Below are 15,797 nucleotides of genomic sequence, written 5' to 3'. Positions count from 1 at the left end.
CTGTTATTAATTCATGCTGATAACCGCAGCATTTTTTTAATCTGGACAGGGTGATTTTGACAAGGGGGGTAAACGCCCTTGCAAGCTATAAATAGCGGTTATAAACCAGCTATTAACTTGATTTCTCAACGACAGGTTGAGAGAGTTCTGCCTTTGATTTATTTTCCTCACTTCCCCTCCCAAGCGCGTAAGTAGCTTACGCAGCTCAAAATTTTTGCATCTTAAATCTTTAAATTAAGCACGCTGATCTTCACGGCAATATCAAAAGATCATGATAATCGGCCGCGTGATGCTGGCTTTGAATCAAAATGGCTTTATTTTGGTGGGTTTTACTCACAAGACAAGTACTTTTAACAATTTTCTATAGTTTTAGATACAAAGCAGGGTATATTTTGCCAAATTTTATCTCAATGTCGGTTGCTATGGTGATTCATTGATTCCGAGCATCCGTGTGTGGAGAGTGGAGGATGGTCAAGTTGATAACAATATATTAAGCTTAAAAGTTTGTGGTTTCTTCCTTTATCATTATGACGCAAGCAAAATGTTTTGGAGGCATTAATATTAGCATATTTTTATCCTCCTGAGTTTTTCATTCTGAGTACACACCCGACAATTGCAACAGTTAGTTACTTAAAGAGCCAATCCAAATAGTTTACAAGCATTTTGCGTGGTTTGGTGGGCGATCGCTTCTACAGTCTCTCCCCGCAACTCGGCTAATTTTTCCGCCACATAGCGGACATAAGCTGGTTCATTGCGTTTTTCACCCCGTTTGGGAACAGGAGCCAAAAAGGGACAGTCTGTTTCTATTAATAGGCGATCGCTACTTACCATCGCGGCTGAGGCGTGAATTTCTTTAGCGTTTTTGAATGTTACAGTCCCGCTAAAGCTAATGTAAAAACCCAGATCCAAAAACCATTGGGTTTCCTCTGGTGTTCCACCCCAGCAGTGCATGACACCCCGCATTCTTCCGCCTGTAATTTCCTGCCATTTTTGCAAAATTTCCCTGACATCACTGGCCGCATCTCGACAGTGAATAATCACGGGCAGATTCAGTGCTGATGCGATCGCTAATTGCTCGGAAAATACTATGCGCTGCTGCTCATAGTTTTCGGCTTTGTAGTAATCCAGCCCCATTTCCCCAATTGCCACCACTTTTGCGTCGGAACTTGCCAAGTATTGAATTTTCTCGGCTGTGTCACTTTGCCATTTTTCGGCATCCAAAGGATGTAACCCTACAGCAAAACTTAGTTCAGGAAATTGCTGGGCAATTGCTTGAATGCTGGAAAACTCTGATGGTTCTACACAGGAATGTACTAAACGTACTACCCCTGCTGCTTGCCACCGCGATCGCACTGCTGCTAAATCTGGCTGGAAGTTATCAAAGTTAAGATGAACGTGGGTGTCAATCAGCTGCATTTTTGTCTTTTGTTCTTTGTCATTTGTCATTAGTTTTTGCTGCAACGCATGACTAATGACAAGTGACTACTACTGTGCGGTTGCGACTGGCTTGAGTTTATGAGCCAATCTCGATTTTTTCCTAGCACCGTTGTTAGGATGCAGAATGCCACGCTTTACAGCTTTATCGATTTTGCTGTAAGCCTCAGCCAGCCGTAATTCAACTTCTTGTTTGAGTTCGGGCGTAGGATTAGCTGCGTAGGTTTCTACCACAGTTAAGTATTTCTTCATCAGCGTCTTAACAGCTGACTTGTAGGTTTTATTCCGCAGCCGATTGCGTTCTGCGATACTGGCGCGTTTAAGAGCAGACTTTGTATTCGCCACAGTCGATTCCAAAAAGACTATTTAATATGTACACACACTACTAGATTTACTAATATAGCATTCATCTTGCCAATATCAGAATTTCTCAAAAAAATCTTGCTTTGGTTTGAAGGGGCGGAATGATGCTCAAAGGTTGTCTGTGAAGAGTGGGTATAAGGATTTTGAACACCTACATCCTTGATTTTTCGTTTGATTGCGTAAGTCCTATAGTATATTTGAACCAATCTGGTAGGTCAGTGAAATTCTGTGCCGAACCCTGGAAATAAGCTAGAATAAAGTACCTGAATAAATTATCAAATTAGTAATAACTATACTCAGACCCTATACTGACTTTTGGATTGGCAAATCAGGATGTATCGACATAAGAAAACCACCGCAAGTAAGGCATAGAGGGAAAAGATAGGTAGAACTACACTCCTGCTTTCTATCCAAAAGCCCACTAGGCAAGTCGAACTGAGGCAATTAGATCATATAAATTAACTCATCCATGTGCTGGCATCCTGGGGAGTATCAAAAAAATCCAGGTTAAGCTAGAGATGAGAATTAAAGCGAAACTCGTCCCTCTTGGGGGTCAAGAGCCAGACTAATTCTCAAGCGGGAATAATCTAAAATTTTGGCATTTTCCTTACTCCATGCTGCGAATCATTACTCAGCAGGCAGATGTTAAAGCAGAACTACAACGTATCTGCGATCGCACCCATGACGAACAAGTGGTTCATAAAGAAGCAACGGTGCGGGAAGTGTTGCAAACGGTGAAGCGCCAAGGCGACAAAGCTGTGCTGCACTATACGGCTGAATTTGACCACCAAACCTTGAAGCTGGAAGAACTGCGCGTTACGGGTTCGGAACTAGATACGGCGTATCAGCAAGTCTCTAAAGAATTGCTCCAAGCGATTCAGTTAGCGGCTCGGCAAATTGAAGCATTTCACCGTCAACGTGTCCCCAAAAGTTGGGTAAACTTTGGGGAAGATGATGTAGTCTTGGGTAAACGCTACACCCCAGTAGACCGAGCCGGGATATATGTTCCTGGTGGTCGTGCGGCTTATCCCAGTACGGTGTTAATGAATGCTATTCCAGCAAAGGTGGCTGGTGTACCCCGAATTGTGATGGTGACACCACCAGGGGCGGGGAAAGTAATTAGCCCAGCCGTGCTAGTGGCGGCCCAAGAAACCGGAATAGAAGAAATTTACCGCGTTGGCGGGGCGCAAGCGATCGCCGCTTTAGCCTATGGGACAGAAACAATTCCGAAAGTTAATGTGATTACCGGGCCAGGCAATATTTACGTCACCTTAGCCAAAAAACTCGTCTATGGTACTGTGGGCATTGATATGCTGGCAGGGCCGAGCGAAGTGTTAATTATTGCTGATGAATTTGCCAATCCGGTGCATGTGGCTGCTGATATGTTAGCCCAAGCCGAACATGATCCAATGGCAGCAGCAATTTTATTAACTACAGATCCGGCTTTGGCAAAAAATGTCCAAGTCGCGGTGGAAAGACAATTAGTTGATCACCCCAGGCGGATTGATACAGAAAAAGCGATCGCTCACTACGGCTTAATTGTGCTGGTAGAATCTTTAGCAGCCGCAGCAGAACTCTCCAATGAATTTGCGCCGGAACATTTAGAATTGGAAGTCAAAGATCCTTGGGCTATTTTGCCGCAAATCCGCCATGCTGGCGCGATATTTTTAGGCTACTCCACACCAGAAGCTGTTGGTGACTATTTAGCAGGGCCAAACCATACCTTACCTACCTCTGGCGCAGCTCGTTATACTTCAGCTTTAAGTGTAGAAACCTTTCTCAAACACTCCAGTATTATTCAATACTCACCCACAGCCCTGCAAAAAATGGCTGGGGCAATTGATGCACTAGCAACAGCAGAAGGACTACCTTCCCACGCTGATTCAGTCCGGCGGCGGATTCAAAAAGATGAGTAATGAGGAATGCTTAATTTTTTCCAACACTTTTAGTAAAAACTAACCTGGGGCTGCACACTAGAAAATTAAACTGTATGGCGGCAAAGCGATTGGCGATCGCCCAACATACATAAAATAAGCAAAACCTGAGCTTCCATCAGTAATATTATTGGTGTAAGTAATAGAGTTTCAGGGGTCTACTTTTGAGGAGACGAGGGCAGTGCTGAATAATATATTGGTAGCTCTGGATGGTTCGGATATTGCAGAACGTGTCATTCAGGTTTTGGATGATTTGGTATTATCACCAGAAACTAAAGTCGTTTTGTGTCACGTATTTCCGACACCAGATTCAGAGATGGAACTACCCGCAGATCGTCCTCATCCAGAATCTCCAGCATTATCTTATTTCCAAATCGAAAAACAACTCCAATCTTACAAAGAAAAAATATCGATTCACAGTGCAGTAGAATTAGTCACTGGCGAACCTGCCGATGAAATTATTCGCCTAGCTAATATTTATAAAGCTGATTTAATTATTATTGGGAGTCGCGGATTAACTGGAATGAAGCGCATTGTCCAGGGTTCTGTGAGTAGTCAAGTAGTAGAAGAAGCTAATTGTTCTGTATTAGTGGTGAAGCCCAGTAAAAATTAACAATGGTAGTAACAGCAATATGACTACAACTACCCCAAAACTCTCTTTTGCCGAATATCTAAAATACAATGATGGCAATGATACTCGTTACGAACTAGTCAATGGAGAATTAATTCATATAAGTTTGGGAAGTGGGCAACACGAGGCAATTATCGGATTTATTACTCAATGTTTTCAAAATGAAATTCTTAGACTAAATTTTGATTGGACTGCCAAACAAATGATGATTGGCGTGCGTTCTCCCCGTGCAGGTAAATGGGACACCTCCAGAATTCCTGATGTCGTGATTATTCCCTTACCTCAATGGCGAGAATTAAGAAACCGAGAAGCAGTGATTGAAATTAATGAACCACCGCCATTGTTAGTAGTAGAAGTTGTCAGCGAATCAACCAAAACTGTAGATTATCGAGCCAAGCGAGTTGAATATAATGCTCTGAATATTCCAGAATATTGGATTGTTGATCCATTAATCAATAAAGTGACCATTTTCACATTGATTGATGAATTATATGAACCCACAGAATTTGTCGGTTCAGAAAGAATTTTATCGATAACCTTTCCCGAATTAAAATTAACAGTTGAGCAAGTGTTATCTGTAGAAGATTAAAGGGTATTGCATAATAAACAGTTAAGATAATAGTAGGTTGGGTGTAGCGATAGCGGAACCCAACATTCTCAAGACTCTGTTGGGTTCCGTTCCTCCACCCAATCTACACCTGTTTTTACATTAATTGATGAATTATACTAACCTACAGAATTTGTCGGTTCAGAAAGAATTTTATCGACAACTTTTCCCGAATTACAATTAACAGTTGAGCAATTGTTATCTGCGGAAGATTAAAGGGCATTACATAATAAACAGATGAATGGATAGAACCTGTCTAATGTTCAATCTCTATATTATGAGTCTACAAAAATTTAGCAGAAATGAGTTAATAATCTTCTAGGTTTTGCACGTCTCTTACATTCGTACTCCATAAATTGCCAGTTTCAGCATCAAATACTTGGTAAAGTATTGCTTTTTTAAATTCAAGTGGGGGATTGTTTTTAGTGATACCATAAATTTTTGATTCTCTTCGTTTGGGTAGTTTGTAGCCATTAGGTGCATGTATTTCCACTAAAAACATCTGTCTGTTTGGATGTACTTGGTAATTTTCAATTTTGCCAGAATTAGAATTGCTGATTAAATTAATATAATCACTGTAGGACACAAGTTTGATTGATTTTAACTTCAAACCGTCCTTAACTTTCATTTGCTCTAATATTTGTTTGACTTTATCAAACTCTTTTTTATCCTTATTGGAATTATCAGGGTATGAGTAGTTGGGTTTTATTTGTCCTACTGGTTCATGTTCTACCACTCTGTTAATATCTATCTCTTCTTGGTTATTGGCATTGGCAGAAGAAACAGCCATTAACGATAGTAAGATTGCTGCTGTGGTTGAAACTACTAGAATTTGACGCATATCTCACTATTTACCTCTTTTCTGCCTGAGCTAAAAACTGCCGTAGACTCAATAAACTCAAGGTTTGACCTAAATTTATAGGTAACATTGAAATGCCTTCCAAGCGGGACTGTACCCAACCTTCGCCCCAGTACCATTCATGAAAACCGTCAATACCGCCACTGAGTAGCAACCGCAGACAATTGGACTGCACTACATCCACTTGATGATGAATGGAGACAGGGCCAGTCCAGCTTGTAAACTGGAATCCTGGATAAATTTCTTCGGGCATTCCGGGGTTAAAACGTTGCCCTAAGAGCCATTTTTCTAATTGTGCTGGACGTAGCAAGCTATCACCAATGGCGCTGGCTGATGCTGCGATTTCTATCCGTAGTTGACTTTGTTGAAAATTACCTAGCATTTTTTGCGAATTGTAAAGGTGAGGACGACAAAAAAGTATTCACAAGCGAGAAGCCATAAAATTCTGCATTCTGAATCCTGACTTCTAGATTCTTGAATGAATTGTATTTCTAGTATTGCAAATGCGATCGCCACTGAGCATCCACCCACCTGGATGGTAACTGAGAACTTAGAATAGAAACAGTGAAGTTGTTAAGAAATGTAAGGTTTTTTCATGGCGGATCAGTTAATTCGCGCAACAGCAGCCGAAGGTGGGATTCGTGCAGTGGGTGTCATCACTACACGCTTGACAGAAGAGGCTCGGCAGCGCCATCAACTTTCTTATGTGGCAACAGCCGCACTGGGACGGACTATGGCAGCAGGTTTATTAATGGCTTCTAATATGAAGCGTGCTGGTTCGAGGATTAATATCCGGGTGAAAGGCGATGGCCCTTTGGGTGGTATATTGGTAGATGCGGGCTTGGATGGAACAGTGCGGGGTTATGTTAGCAACCCGTCTGTAGAACTGCCACCTAATGCTAAAGGTAAACTTGATGTTGGCGGTGCAGTTGGTAGTGGCTACCTCTATGTAGTTCGGGATATTGGTTATGGCTATCCTTACTCTAGTACTGTTGAACTAGTATCTGGAGAAATTGGCGATGATGTGGCGCATTACCTGGTAAATTCAGAACAAACACCATCAGCTTTAGTATTAGGTGTGTTTGTGGGTGCGACTGGAGTAACTGCGGCTGGAGGATTGTTAGTCCAAGTTTTACCAAAAGCAGCTAGAGATGAAGCATTAGTAGAAACTTTAGAATCACGGGTGGCTGCCTTATCAGGATTTACCCCATTGTTACAAGCAGGTAAGACCCTGCCAGAAATTTTTACTGATTTGTTGGGAGATATGGGTTTGTCAATATTTCCCGAAACTCAGATGTTGCGTTTTCATTGCAGTTGTTCTTTTGACCGGGTATTGAGCGCACTTAAGATTTTAGGAGAAGCGGAATTACAAGACATGATTGCGAAAGATAATGGTGCTGAGGCTACTTGCGATTTTTGTAGCAGAGTTTATCAAGCAAGTAGTGATCACTTAGCACAATTAATTGTTGATTTACAAGCAGAATCTTCTGGTTGAAAATTAAGTATAAAATAACACTGATTTTAGCCAAGGTTAAAGGTATACCAGGAGAAAGTTCGGAAAAACAGTAGCTTTTTCACAATGAGAAAGTTACTATGGCAACAACTGAATTGTTGACCCTGCGAATTTGAGGTTTGGAATTTTGGATTTTAGATTGGTTTTTTGGTTCCAGCCCCGCTACGTTAGGGCAGAACCTATATAAAATTTTTAAACTATATCCCTCTTGTGGGTAAGGTAAATCTAAAATCCAAAATCCAAAATTGTTTGACCTAGAGCCAATTACTATTTAATAAATTTTTGGTGTGAGAGATGACAGAGCGGGATATTCCAGAAGATTGGTCTCCAGCTAGAGCTAGAGAGCCAGATCACACAAACCGAACACCACACTTCGGTGAAGCGCAAACATTTGGCATCCCAGCTACTGGTTCTAACTCTAAGTCAGTGAAACAACAAACAGAAAATAATCCAGAAGGATTACCAATAATAGATCATCATTCCGCCGAAACCATTCCACCTAGCAAACGTTCCAGACCTTTGCCACGCTGGATGAAAAGCTGGATGTTATGGGCAACAATGTTAGCATTGATTCCTGGCAGTATCGGGTTTATCGCAATGGCAATGCTGTTAAAATTGCCTGCGGCTCCTAACTGTCCGGCGATTTTTTGGCCGTTGGCGAGTGCTTCGGTGCGGCTGCACTGCGCTCAGTTGGCAGCTTCTAAGCAGACAGTAAATGATTTATTACAAGCGATCGCCTTAGTTCGACAGTTACCACAAAATCACCCACTGCGGGGAGAAATTGATCGGTTTATTGAGGAGTGGTCGCGGGATATTTTACAGTTAGCAGATCAAAGTTTTCAAGCCGGAGATTTAGAAGCAGCAATTACCACCGCCCAAAAAATTCCCCAAGACTTGCCTGTATATAAGTTAGTAGACGAGAAAATTGCAAAGTGGGAATCGATTTGGGCTAAAGCTGACGAAATTTATCAAGCAATACAAGAAGAACTCAACCAAAGACGCTGGCAATCAGCCTCAATGTTGGCAGCGAAATTACTGCGGGTAGATAATAAATATTGGTCAAGTACTAAATACGACCAAATCAACCGCTTGATTGTATCGGTGCGGGAAGATGGCGATAAGTTAGATAAAGCTGATAGTTTAGCCAAAACCAAAGTAGTAGATAACTTATTAGAAGCAATCAAAGTTGCGGAATCGATTGGCAAAGACAGTTATTTTTATGATAAAGCCCAAGAGTCGATTCCTTTATATGGGCGCAAAATGCTGGAATTGGCGCAAGCTAAGATGGATGCCAAAGATGCAGATGCAGCTTTAGAAATTGCGCGACAAATTCCTGATATTACTAAATTACAAGCAGATGTCGAAGACTTTATTGCTTTAGCAGATGCCCAACGCAGTGCGTGGCTAGGTACAGTTTCTAGTTTAGAAACTGCGATCGCCCAAGCACAAGAAATTGACCCTTCCCGCGCCAACTATAATAAAGCCCAACAATTGATTGCCCGTTGGCAATTGGAAATTGAAGATGTCTCCCGCCTAGAAAAAGCACGCACATTAGCCAGCCAAGGTACAATTAACGACTTAGCCGCCGCAATTATTGAAGCACAACAAATTCCCTCTAATAATCCGCGTTCTTCCGAAGCTAGGCAAGAAGTCGGACGTTGGCAATCTCAAGTGGAAACCATTGAAGACCGTCCCTACTTAGAACGTGCCGAACAAATAGCCTTATTAGAGGATATCAACTCTTTACAAGCTGCGATCGCAGAAGCGGGACAAATCCGTAAAGGTCGGGCATTATATCCAGAAGCACGCAGAAGAATTAACAGTTGGACTGCGAAAATCGAACGCATCCAAGACCAACCATACTTAGACCAAGCACGAGACTTGGCTCAAACTGGAGATTTAAACGCCGCAATTAACGCCGCACAGACAATTGCATCTTCAGGAAGGGCGCTTTCTGGGGAAGCTCAAGCAGCTATTGATGATTGGCGAGGACAAATTCGCGCCAAAGATAACTGGAACAGAGCCAGACAAGTTGCGGCTGTGGGTACACCAGATGCCTTAGTTGAGGCAATTCGGTTAGCGAATAAAGTCCCCAGCAGTAATATTCTGCGCTTGGATGCAAATGTCGCTATTGACCAATGGAGTCAACAATTATTAGACTTAGCCCGCTCTCAGAGTAGTTCTAATCTCAGCAAAGCCATTGAAACTGCTCAGTTGGTTCCTAGAGGTACGAGTGCTTACGGTACAGCACAAGAACAAATTAAAAATTGGCAGCAATTGTTAAATCCTCAACCAGTACCACAACCAGAACCGTTGTTACCGTCATCAACTACCGAGGGGACTAATTTGTGACGTGAGGGAGTTGGGAGTTGGGAGTTGGGAAATACAATACTGAGAACTTTTTTAGTTAATGCTGTGTGCAACTTTCTCTCAAACCTAACCCCCAACCCCTTCCCTACGTTCGCGCAGCGTGTCGAAGACAGGGAAGGGGAGCAAGATTCAAAGCCTTTCTCCGTTTTGGGGAGCCTCACCCTATTCCCAATCAAAACTCCCAACTCCCAATCAAAACTAATTCAAGAATACTGAACCGTTTTGTTGAATTCGCATAGCCTTAGTGTCTTGGCTTAAGTCAGTTGCTTCATTTAAAGTTACTTCTAACATTCCTGTTTGTGTAGTAGAAGCTTGGGGTGTGACTAACAGTAGTCCGCCGTCTTCGCGTTGGAATGTGACTGTAACTGGGGCGCTGATACCTTGTAACATCACATTGGACTTACCTTCGAGCGATCGCGCTTCTGTATCGCCAATAACTTGGTAAGTAACTTTAGCGCCAGTATCGTTAATCAATCTCACATCAACTTTACCATTGGCCAGGGCGATCGTTGCACTAGGTGTTTGTTGTTGAGATGGCAAAGGGGTTTGAGTGGTACTAGTTTCACCGGTAGACACCTGGGGACTTACTGGTACACCTTGGCTAGAAATGTTTCCTTGTCCTTGAGAGAAAGCATTAGGTGGACAACCTTGAGGTACAACATTTCTGCTGTTGAAAGGTTCTTCATAGTAAATCCGAGGACAAGGATTGATTTTACTCGCACCAGCTTGTGGTGTTTCACCACCCACACCTAATCCTGTTTGATATGTAGAGGTGGTGGTTGTGCTGCTATTTTCAGGTAACAGTCCTTGATTAGCTAATCTTTGAGTGAGGGCATTCGGTGGACATCCTTGCGGTACTACAACTCGGCTATTGTGTGGCTCTTCATAAAAAATACGAGGGCAAGGGTTCACCTTAGAAGTAGATTGTTGTGGTGTGACAGTAGGTGATTGTTGGGCTACTGCTGTTTGCGAAATTGCAGGTAAACTAATTAATAAACCACCGCAAACAGCACTGAATATGCCAGTAAATTTCTGTAATTTTTGAGAGTTCATATTTAGCTTTTACTCCTGAGTAAATCGGGGATTAATAATTTTCTGAAAAGTCCTTCATTTGTCATTAGTCATTTGTGTTTATCAAGAACAAATAACTAATAAAAATTCATAGTTCACATCTTTCAGTCAAGCAGATTGGAAAATCTAAGCTTCTTCCCAAATTTGACGAACTCTACCTGGAAGCCAACTAGCAATTTCTTGAATTCTTTCTTGGGAAAGTTCATCTTTTGTCGCAGAAAAAATGGCTTTGACAACTTGTTCACGGTCTACATTTGGTGGCATAGTGCCTTCATTGGCGACACGGAATAAAAAGCGATCGCTATCAATTTTAAAAATGCCAGGGCCTTGCCAGGGTGGACGTACCCGACTCAAAAAGCTCACAATCGGATTAGTATCATGCCACAGTTCGGCAATTTCCATTTGCAGAGATTTGTCTTCAGTTTCTTCGACTGGTTTGTGTAGTTCACCTTCAACTCTGTCAGCCGCTTCTGTAGTCATCAAGTCACGCATCACGCGAAATACTACTTCTGTAATATCTCTAGCATCGTAAAGGTCAGCTAAACCACTATTTTGTTTTACCTTTTCTAAAAAAGGTAAATTTTTGTCTGCAATGGGAGTTGGCATCTCATCTGCTCCAATAACCTATTTTTAGCTGCATTTGGGCAAAACAAATCAGCAGTTTATGGAATACTCATCAGAGTAAACAGTAAACTGTGTTCGCTCAAAGTTATGATTTAAAAATGCAAGCTTTACTATTTAAGTTAGTAAATAATGCCAAATCTATTCATCTGTCACAGGAAACAAAACAATAAACAAAAATTTAAGACTCTAGAGTTACGGGTAGAGTGACAATAAAAGTTGTACCTTTACCAAGGCTACTTTCAACTTGAATTTGACCTTGGTGATGTTCGACAATAGCTTGAGCGATCGCTAGTCCTAATCCTGAACCTGTAGCACTATCTGTAGCTGTGCTTTCACTTTTTTTATGAGTACGCGCCGGATCTACCCGATAAAAACGGTCAAACAACCTGGGTAATGCTTCTGTAGGAATACCAACGCCAGTATCACCCACTTTAATTTGTAACTGAGCCGTGCTGACACGCATCCTCGATACCCGACTGATTCCTTCTTGGCGTGTTAACTCGACATTTACCTTACCACCCGCCGGGGTGTAGCGTAAAGCATTACTAATTAAATTTGTCAATAGTCTGACTAGTTGATCCCAATCACCTAAGAGAGTGAACCAATTTTCTAGTAATTCGGGACTCGTTTCCGCCAGTGGCGGATCAACTAAGTGTAAATTTAAAGCAATGTCTTTTTCACTAGCGAGAAGTTGTTGTTCTTCAATCACTTCCATCAGTAAAGCATCCAAAGGACAAGGTGAAAATGTATCCTTACTGATGCCGCTATCTTGTCTTGCTAAAAATAATAAATCATTTACCAACTTACCTAAGCGTTGGGTCAGTCGTTCCACTACCTTTAATTGTTGACGATAGTTAGTAGAACTACTCACCTCTGTTTCAACTAACTCCAATTCACTTAAGGCGACTTGTACATTAGTTTGAATCAAAGTAATGGGACTTCTCAATTCATGGGAAGCATCAGCCGTGAATTGCTTGAGTCTTTGATAAGAATCACCCACAGGTTCCATTGCTTTCCCCGACAGAAACCAGCCACTTGCGGCGACAGACAGTAACATTAACCAAATTCCCAATGCTAAATCTAAAATTAGCTGACGGCTGGGTTTAGTAACTTCAAACCACGGATGACTAACACGCAGATATCCTAATACTTGTCTGCCAAATTCTACGCGCTGGGTGACTTGACGCAAAGATAGTTCCGAGTCTCCCCACTGGTCTGATTTGGGGATACGGACTGTTTCACCAGTATGATTACCGTGAATCGGAATATTTAAAGGTTCTGAGAAAGTTGACCAAAGTAATTTCCCGGTAGGACTAAACCATTCCAAGTCAATGTGGTCATCATCGACATTATTGGCATTGTTGCGAAAACTGGCTTCTACATTAATACGGAGTTTATCAGTTTCGTGATTTACTGGCTCAATGACAAGCGATCGCTCGACAATTTCCACCACATGATTTAAAGTATCGTCAATTCGCTCCACCAACGTACTCCGAACATATAAGTACACACCACTAGCAAACAGCAATAACAACACAGCAGTTACCGCAGTGTACCAAATAGCCAACCGACGACGAGTAGCTTGAAACATACTTGCAACCCAAATCTACTTAAGTAGATTTATTGATAACAGTCACTAATAGCTAAGAATATATTAGATTACAAGGTCTTACACTCCCATACCCCTTGAAACTATCCCAAATCCTTAATTTTTCGTCTTACTGCTTAAGTCCTAGTTAAACCAAAACCAAATATCTTGATTCTAAATTTATCAACGTAGCAGTTAATTTAGTAAAAACTTTACAACCGCATCCTAAATTTAACTTATAAACTGCTTGATAAAATCATATTTTACCTAGCGCAAGAATAGTATTTTCACTGTAGACAGAAAAATATTAACTCAGCTTATATCAAAATACTTAAGAAGTAATTAGGCATAAAAAAATATGCTTTTACAGTAACTTTATAGAGAATTATCAACAAGGGAAATATATGTAAAATGCGTAGACTTTGGTAAATTCTCTGAGGTGCTATTTTTGCTACAACGGCTACATTGATTTTGTCATCTTTTTCTAAAGAGTAATTATTTAGCCCCCATGAAAAAGAACTTCTTATTAGCAGCAGTTACTCTCGGTGCAGCCTCTCTGGCAAATACTTTACTATCTGCACCTGTTAAAGCAGCATTTGTTGATGTACCAATCCAAGTCGAAGTACCAGAGATTATTTACATCCAAACTTACCAAAGCCTGACTTTTAAACCAAATAGCTCAGAGTTTTTTGGAGTTCCTCAAAACACCGTTGGAAACTTTACCTCTGATGGTAGCGTTGATACACCTCTTCCTGATCCTGGTACCTTAACTGCTACTTCAGGAACGATACAAACAGGGGACGTTTTAGTTTATAAAATTTGGGGTACAAGTACTGGTACAAATAATCAGATTGAACATAGCGTTGCATATAACGGTTCTGGAATACTTTATCTGAATGGTGATACCTCATCTAGCAATCAGATAACCATTTCTGTAATCTCACCTACCTCAGCTCAATCAGCTGCTGCTCCGGGTCTTGATACAAGCGAAGATCCCATTCTGGGAAATGTACAGTTTGGATTTAACTTCGCAAACGCCTTAGCATCTGGTACATACTCTCCACCAGCAGGAGAAGCTTTGAGAATCACAGCTACAGGTATTTAGACATAGTAAATTTTGGCCTTGAGTTGCATCTAAACCAATAGGTAAAAATGGCAAGTTCTGGCTCAGAGCAAAATTATGACATTAGGTTAAATGCTCTTCCCAGAACTTAATATCTCAAGGTCATTCTTTGATTTAGTCAGGTAAGCATCTGATGAAACGCCTACTATTTATTAGCACATTTTTGTCTGTATTTCTCTTGTATCAGCCCAAAACTTGGGGGCAATTTAGTTTGCCCGGTAGTAAAATTACTCTAGATCCAATCAAAGTCAATGAAGTTTTCACTGAAGGGTCTAATCAAGTAGGCAATGGCAAAATAGAAACCAACTTAATCAACCCATCGTTACCAACACCTACACTGACTACAACAGTGGATCGTACAATCCAAAAACTCTGGCAATTAGAACTTACAGCAAGTCAAGATGAAAATCAAATATCTGTTAGTTATGATTTGACTTCAGCTAATGGAAGTGAGAATAGTCTAAGTAAAGAAGGTATTAGTGAAGAAATCAAAGTTTCTATTATTCCCATTAACCCAACTTTAGATCCTAATTCTGCGAAGAGGATTCTAGAAGGAGGAGCCACTTTTAAATTAGATTTTTCCGATATTAAGACTTCTGGCTCCTATTCAGGAATATTAAAGATGACATTTACTGGGATTTAAATATTAACGCAATTAACCAATGAATCAGCAGCAAGAATTAGTGAATAGACTTTATAAAATTGGGGCTACCGCGCTATTAACTCTAAGCACATTTGCTTTTAATTGCAACCATGTCCTGGCAATAGCAATTGGAGTTAGCCCGCCCAGGTTTGAATTAAAACTTGATGATAAAAAACCTAAAACTCAGGTTTTTCGTGTCGTGAATATTGATAATCAACCTGCAACATTTAGGATTTATATCCAAGGTTGGATGCTTAACGAAGAAAATGAAATTCAGCCTGTAAAATCAACCGAGCAATCTCTAGATAACTGGATTACTGTCAACCCTGTCAGCTTTACTCTTCCTCCTGGCAAAACCCAAACCGTGCGTTTTTCAGTTCGTCCTCGTGTTAAACCTCAAGCTGGAGAACACCGTGCTTTAATCTTTGTCGAAGAAGTCAAGTCTAACCAGGAGAAAAAACCCAGTTCTGGCGTTAAAGTTTTAGGACGTTTTGGTGTTGCTGTCTATGGTTATGTTGGCAGTATCAAAAAAGTAGGTGTTCTGAATTCAATTTCGGTTGATAGTAAATCTAATAATTTAAAAGCTGCATTTGACATTTCTAGCCAAGGTAATGCTTATGTGCGAATGAATGGTCAATATGCTGTTTGGTCTGCTAATAAATATCCTGGTGCAAGTGGTACTAAGCAAATAGCTAACTTGCAAGCAGAAAAAAATAAGAAGCCAGATGGTGTATTGGATGCTGGAATGCTACCTTCAACACCTGTTTTGCCAGGTACGCGCCGTCAATTAATACTAAATATCACCAAAAAACTGCCTCCTGGGCAATATGTTTTAGATGTGAATGGTGATTTAAATGGCAGTGCAATTGATAAGGGTATTCCTTTTACAGTTACAGCCAGAAGTAAATAATATACTGTTTAAGAATTGATTTTCTCACTTCTGGTAATCTTCTAATCTCTCCTCACATTATCTAGATTTTGCCAGTTATCTAACCAAAATTCTCTAGTTTTTTAAATTAGTTACCTTGTCTGTCTCT

Annotated in this window: 15 protein-coding genes; 8 read left to right on the top strand and 7 right to left on the bottom strand. The window is 40.9% G+C overall.

Translation table 11 applies throughout. The features are described 5' to 3' along the window. Positions 1–630 precede the first annotated feature (630 nt). Together H6G28_RS18105 and rpsT are read right to left on the bottom strand one after the other, a co-directional pair. Positions 631–1,416, bottom strand: a complete 786-nt coding sequence (locus H6G28_RS18105; protein ID WP_190589336.1) for a TatD family hydrolase — start codon at positions 1,414–1,416, stop codon at positions 631–633. Between the two features lie 69 nt (positions 1,417–1,485). Then, positions 1,486–1,779, bottom strand: a complete 294-nt coding sequence (gene rpsT, locus H6G28_RS18100) for a 30S ribosomal protein S20 (protein WP_062297364.1) — start codon at positions 1,777–1,779, stop codon at positions 1,486–1,488. A 632-nt stretch (positions 1,780–2,411) separates the two neighbouring features. Here rpsT and hisD point away from each other — a divergent pair. The 3 genes from hisD to H6G28_RS18085 all read left to right on the top strand — a co-directional run bounded on the left by hisD (position 2,412) and on the right by H6G28_RS18085 (position 4,951). Continuing rightward, positions 2,412–3,713 (top strand): histidinol dehydrogenase, encoded by a 1,302-nt coding sequence (gene hisD / locus H6G28_RS18095; protein WP_190589137.1) that lies wholly within the window; start codon positions 2,412–2,414, stop codon positions 3,711–3,713. 199 nt (positions 3,714–3,912) lie between these two features. Continuing rightward, the gene (locus H6G28_RS18090) at positions 3,913–4,344 is read left to right on the top strand and encodes a universal stress protein (protein ID WP_062290373.1); all 432 of its coding nucleotides are present in this window, start codon (positions 3,913–3,915) and stop codon (positions 4,342–4,344) included. Positions 4,345–4,363: 19 nt separating this feature from the next. Then, on the top strand, positions 4,364–4,951 hold the full coding sequence (locus H6G28_RS18085; protein WP_190672863.1) for a Uma2 family endonuclease: 588 nt from the start codon (positions 4,364–4,366) through the stop codon (positions 4,949–4,951). Positions 4,952–5,276: 325 nt separating this feature from the next. Here the strand turns inward: H6G28_RS18085 and H6G28_RS18080 are convergent, their stop codons facing one another. Then, positions 5,277–5,810 carry a hypothetical protein gene (locus H6G28_RS18080; protein ID WP_190589133.1) on the bottom strand — a complete coding sequence of 178 codons (534 nt, stop codon included), beginning with the start codon at positions 5,808–5,810 and terminating at the stop codon, positions 5,277–5,279. Between the two features lie 10 nt (positions 5,811–5,820). Beyond that, positions 5,821–6,210, bottom strand: a complete 390-nt coding sequence (locus H6G28_RS18075) for a hypothetical protein (RefSeq protein WP_190589131.1) — start codon at positions 6,208–6,210, stop codon at positions 5,821–5,823. Between the two features lie 213 nt (positions 6,211–6,423). On the opposite strand from H6G28_RS18075, the gene hslO reads away from it, so the two are divergent. Together hslO and H6G28_RS18065 are read left to right on the top strand one after the other, a co-directional pair. Next, positions 6,424–7,323, top strand: a complete 900-nt coding sequence (hslO, locus tag H6G28_RS18070) for an Hsp33 family molecular chaperone HslO (RefSeq protein WP_190672860.1) — start codon at positions 6,424–6,426, stop codon at positions 7,321–7,323. A 312-nt stretch (positions 7,324–7,635) separates the two neighbouring features. Next, a complete protein-coding gene (locus H6G28_RS18065) occupies positions 7,636–9,693 on the top strand; it encodes a coiled-coil domain-containing protein (RefSeq protein ID WP_190672857.1) in 2,058 nt (685 codons plus the stop codon). A 216-nt stretch (positions 9,694–9,909) separates the two neighbouring features. Here the strand turns inward: H6G28_RS18065 and H6G28_RS18060 are convergent, their stop codons facing one another. From H6G28_RS18060 to H6G28_RS18050, 3 genes are all read right to left on the bottom strand, one after another. Continuing rightward, positions 9,910–10,764 carry a hypothetical protein gene (locus H6G28_RS18060; protein WP_190672854.1) on the bottom strand — a complete coding sequence of 285 codons (855 nt, stop codon included), beginning with the start codon at positions 10,762–10,764 and terminating at the stop codon, positions 9,910–9,912. Between the two features lie 144 nt (positions 10,765–10,908). Then, positions 10,909–11,388 (bottom strand): DUF2267 domain-containing protein, encoded by a 480-nt coding sequence (locus H6G28_RS18055; protein WP_190589123.1) that lies wholly within the window; start codon positions 11,386–11,388, stop codon positions 10,909–10,911. Between the two features lie 196 nt (positions 11,389–11,584). Continuing rightward, the gene (locus H6G28_RS18050; protein ID WP_190589121.1) at positions 11,585–12,997 is read right to left on the bottom strand and encodes a sensor histidine kinase; all 1,413 of its coding nucleotides are present in this window, start codon (positions 12,995–12,997) and stop codon (positions 11,585–11,587) included. Between the two features lie 505 nt (positions 12,998–13,502). Between H6G28_RS18050 and H6G28_RS18045 the strand changes: the two genes are divergently transcribed. The 3 genes from H6G28_RS18045 (at position 13,503) to H6G28_RS18035 (ending at position 15,670) form a co-directional block, all read left to right on the top strand. Next, entirely contained in the window at positions 13,503–14,099 is a 597-nt protein-coding gene (locus tag H6G28_RS18045) for a hypothetical protein (protein ID WP_190589119.1), read from the top strand. Between the two features lie 196 nt (positions 14,100–14,295). Beyond that, positions 14,296–14,760: a hypothetical protein gene (locus H6G28_RS18040; RefSeq protein WP_190589118.1), complete on the top strand. Its 465-nt coding sequence runs from the start codon at positions 14,296–14,298 to the stop codon at positions 14,758–14,760. Positions 14,761–14,779: 19 nt separating this feature from the next. Continuing rightward, a complete protein-coding gene (locus H6G28_RS18035) occupies positions 14,780–15,670 on the top strand; it encodes a fimbrial biogenesis chaperone (RefSeq protein ID WP_190589116.1) in 891 nt (296 codons plus the stop codon). Positions 15,671–15,797 lie beyond the last annotated feature (127 nt).

The sequence above is a fragment of the Nostoc sp. FACHB-190 genome (assembly GCF_014696905.1).
In the GTDB taxonomy this organism is placed as follows: Bacteria; Cyanobacteriota; Cyanobacteriia; order Cyanobacteriales; family Nostocaceae; genus Nostoc_B.
Note: the sequence above shows the minus strand (reverse complement) of the source record. Positions and strands in the feature narration are given on the sequence as shown.

Bases quoted from the DNA above. Each gene is read 5' to 3' on its own strand.
- H6G28_RS18105 (WP_190589336.1), bottom strand. From the start codon at position 1,416: ATGCAGCTGATTGACACCCACGTTCATCTTAACTTTGATAACTTCCAG.
- hisD (WP_190589137.1), top strand. From the start codon at position 2,412: ATGCTGCGAATCATTACTCAGCAGGCAGATGTTAAAGCAGAACTACAA.
- H6G28_RS18085 (WP_190672863.1), top strand. From the start codon at position 4,364: ATGACTACAACTACCCCAAAACTCTCTTTTGCCGAATATCTAAAATAC.
- H6G28_RS18080 (WP_190589133.1), bottom strand. From the start codon at position 5,810: ATGCGTCAAATTCTAGTAGTTTCAACCACAGCAGCAATCTTACTATCG.
- H6G28_RS18075 (WP_190589131.1), bottom strand. From the start codon at position 6,210: ATGCTAGGTAATTTTCAACAAAGTCAACTACGGATAGAAATCGCAGCA.
- hslO (WP_190672860.1), top strand. From the start codon at position 6,424: ATGGCGGATCAGTTAATTCGCGCAACAGCAGCCGAAGGTGGGATTCGT.
- H6G28_RS18065 (WP_190672857.1), top strand. From the start codon at position 7,636: ATGACAGAGCGGGATATTCCAGAAGATTGGTCTCCAGCTAGAGCTAGA.
- H6G28_RS18060 (WP_190672854.1), bottom strand. From the start codon at position 10,764: ATGAACTCTCAAAAATTACAGAAATTTACTGGCATATTCAGTGCTGTT.
- H6G28_RS18055 (WP_190589123.1), bottom strand. From the start codon at position 11,388: ATGCCAACTCCCATTGCAGACAAAAATTTACCTTTTTTAGAAAAGGTA.
- H6G28_RS18050 (WP_190589121.1), bottom strand. From the start codon at position 12,997: ATGTTTCAAGCTACTCGTCGTCGGTTGGCTATTTGGTACACTGCGGTA.
- H6G28_RS18045 (WP_190589119.1), top strand. From the start codon at position 13,503: ATGAAAAAGAACTTCTTATTAGCAGCAGTTACTCTCGGTGCAGCCTCT.
- H6G28_RS18035 (WP_190589116.1), top strand. From the start codon at position 14,780: ATGAATCAGCAGCAAGAATTAGTGAATAGACTTTATAAAATTGGGGCT.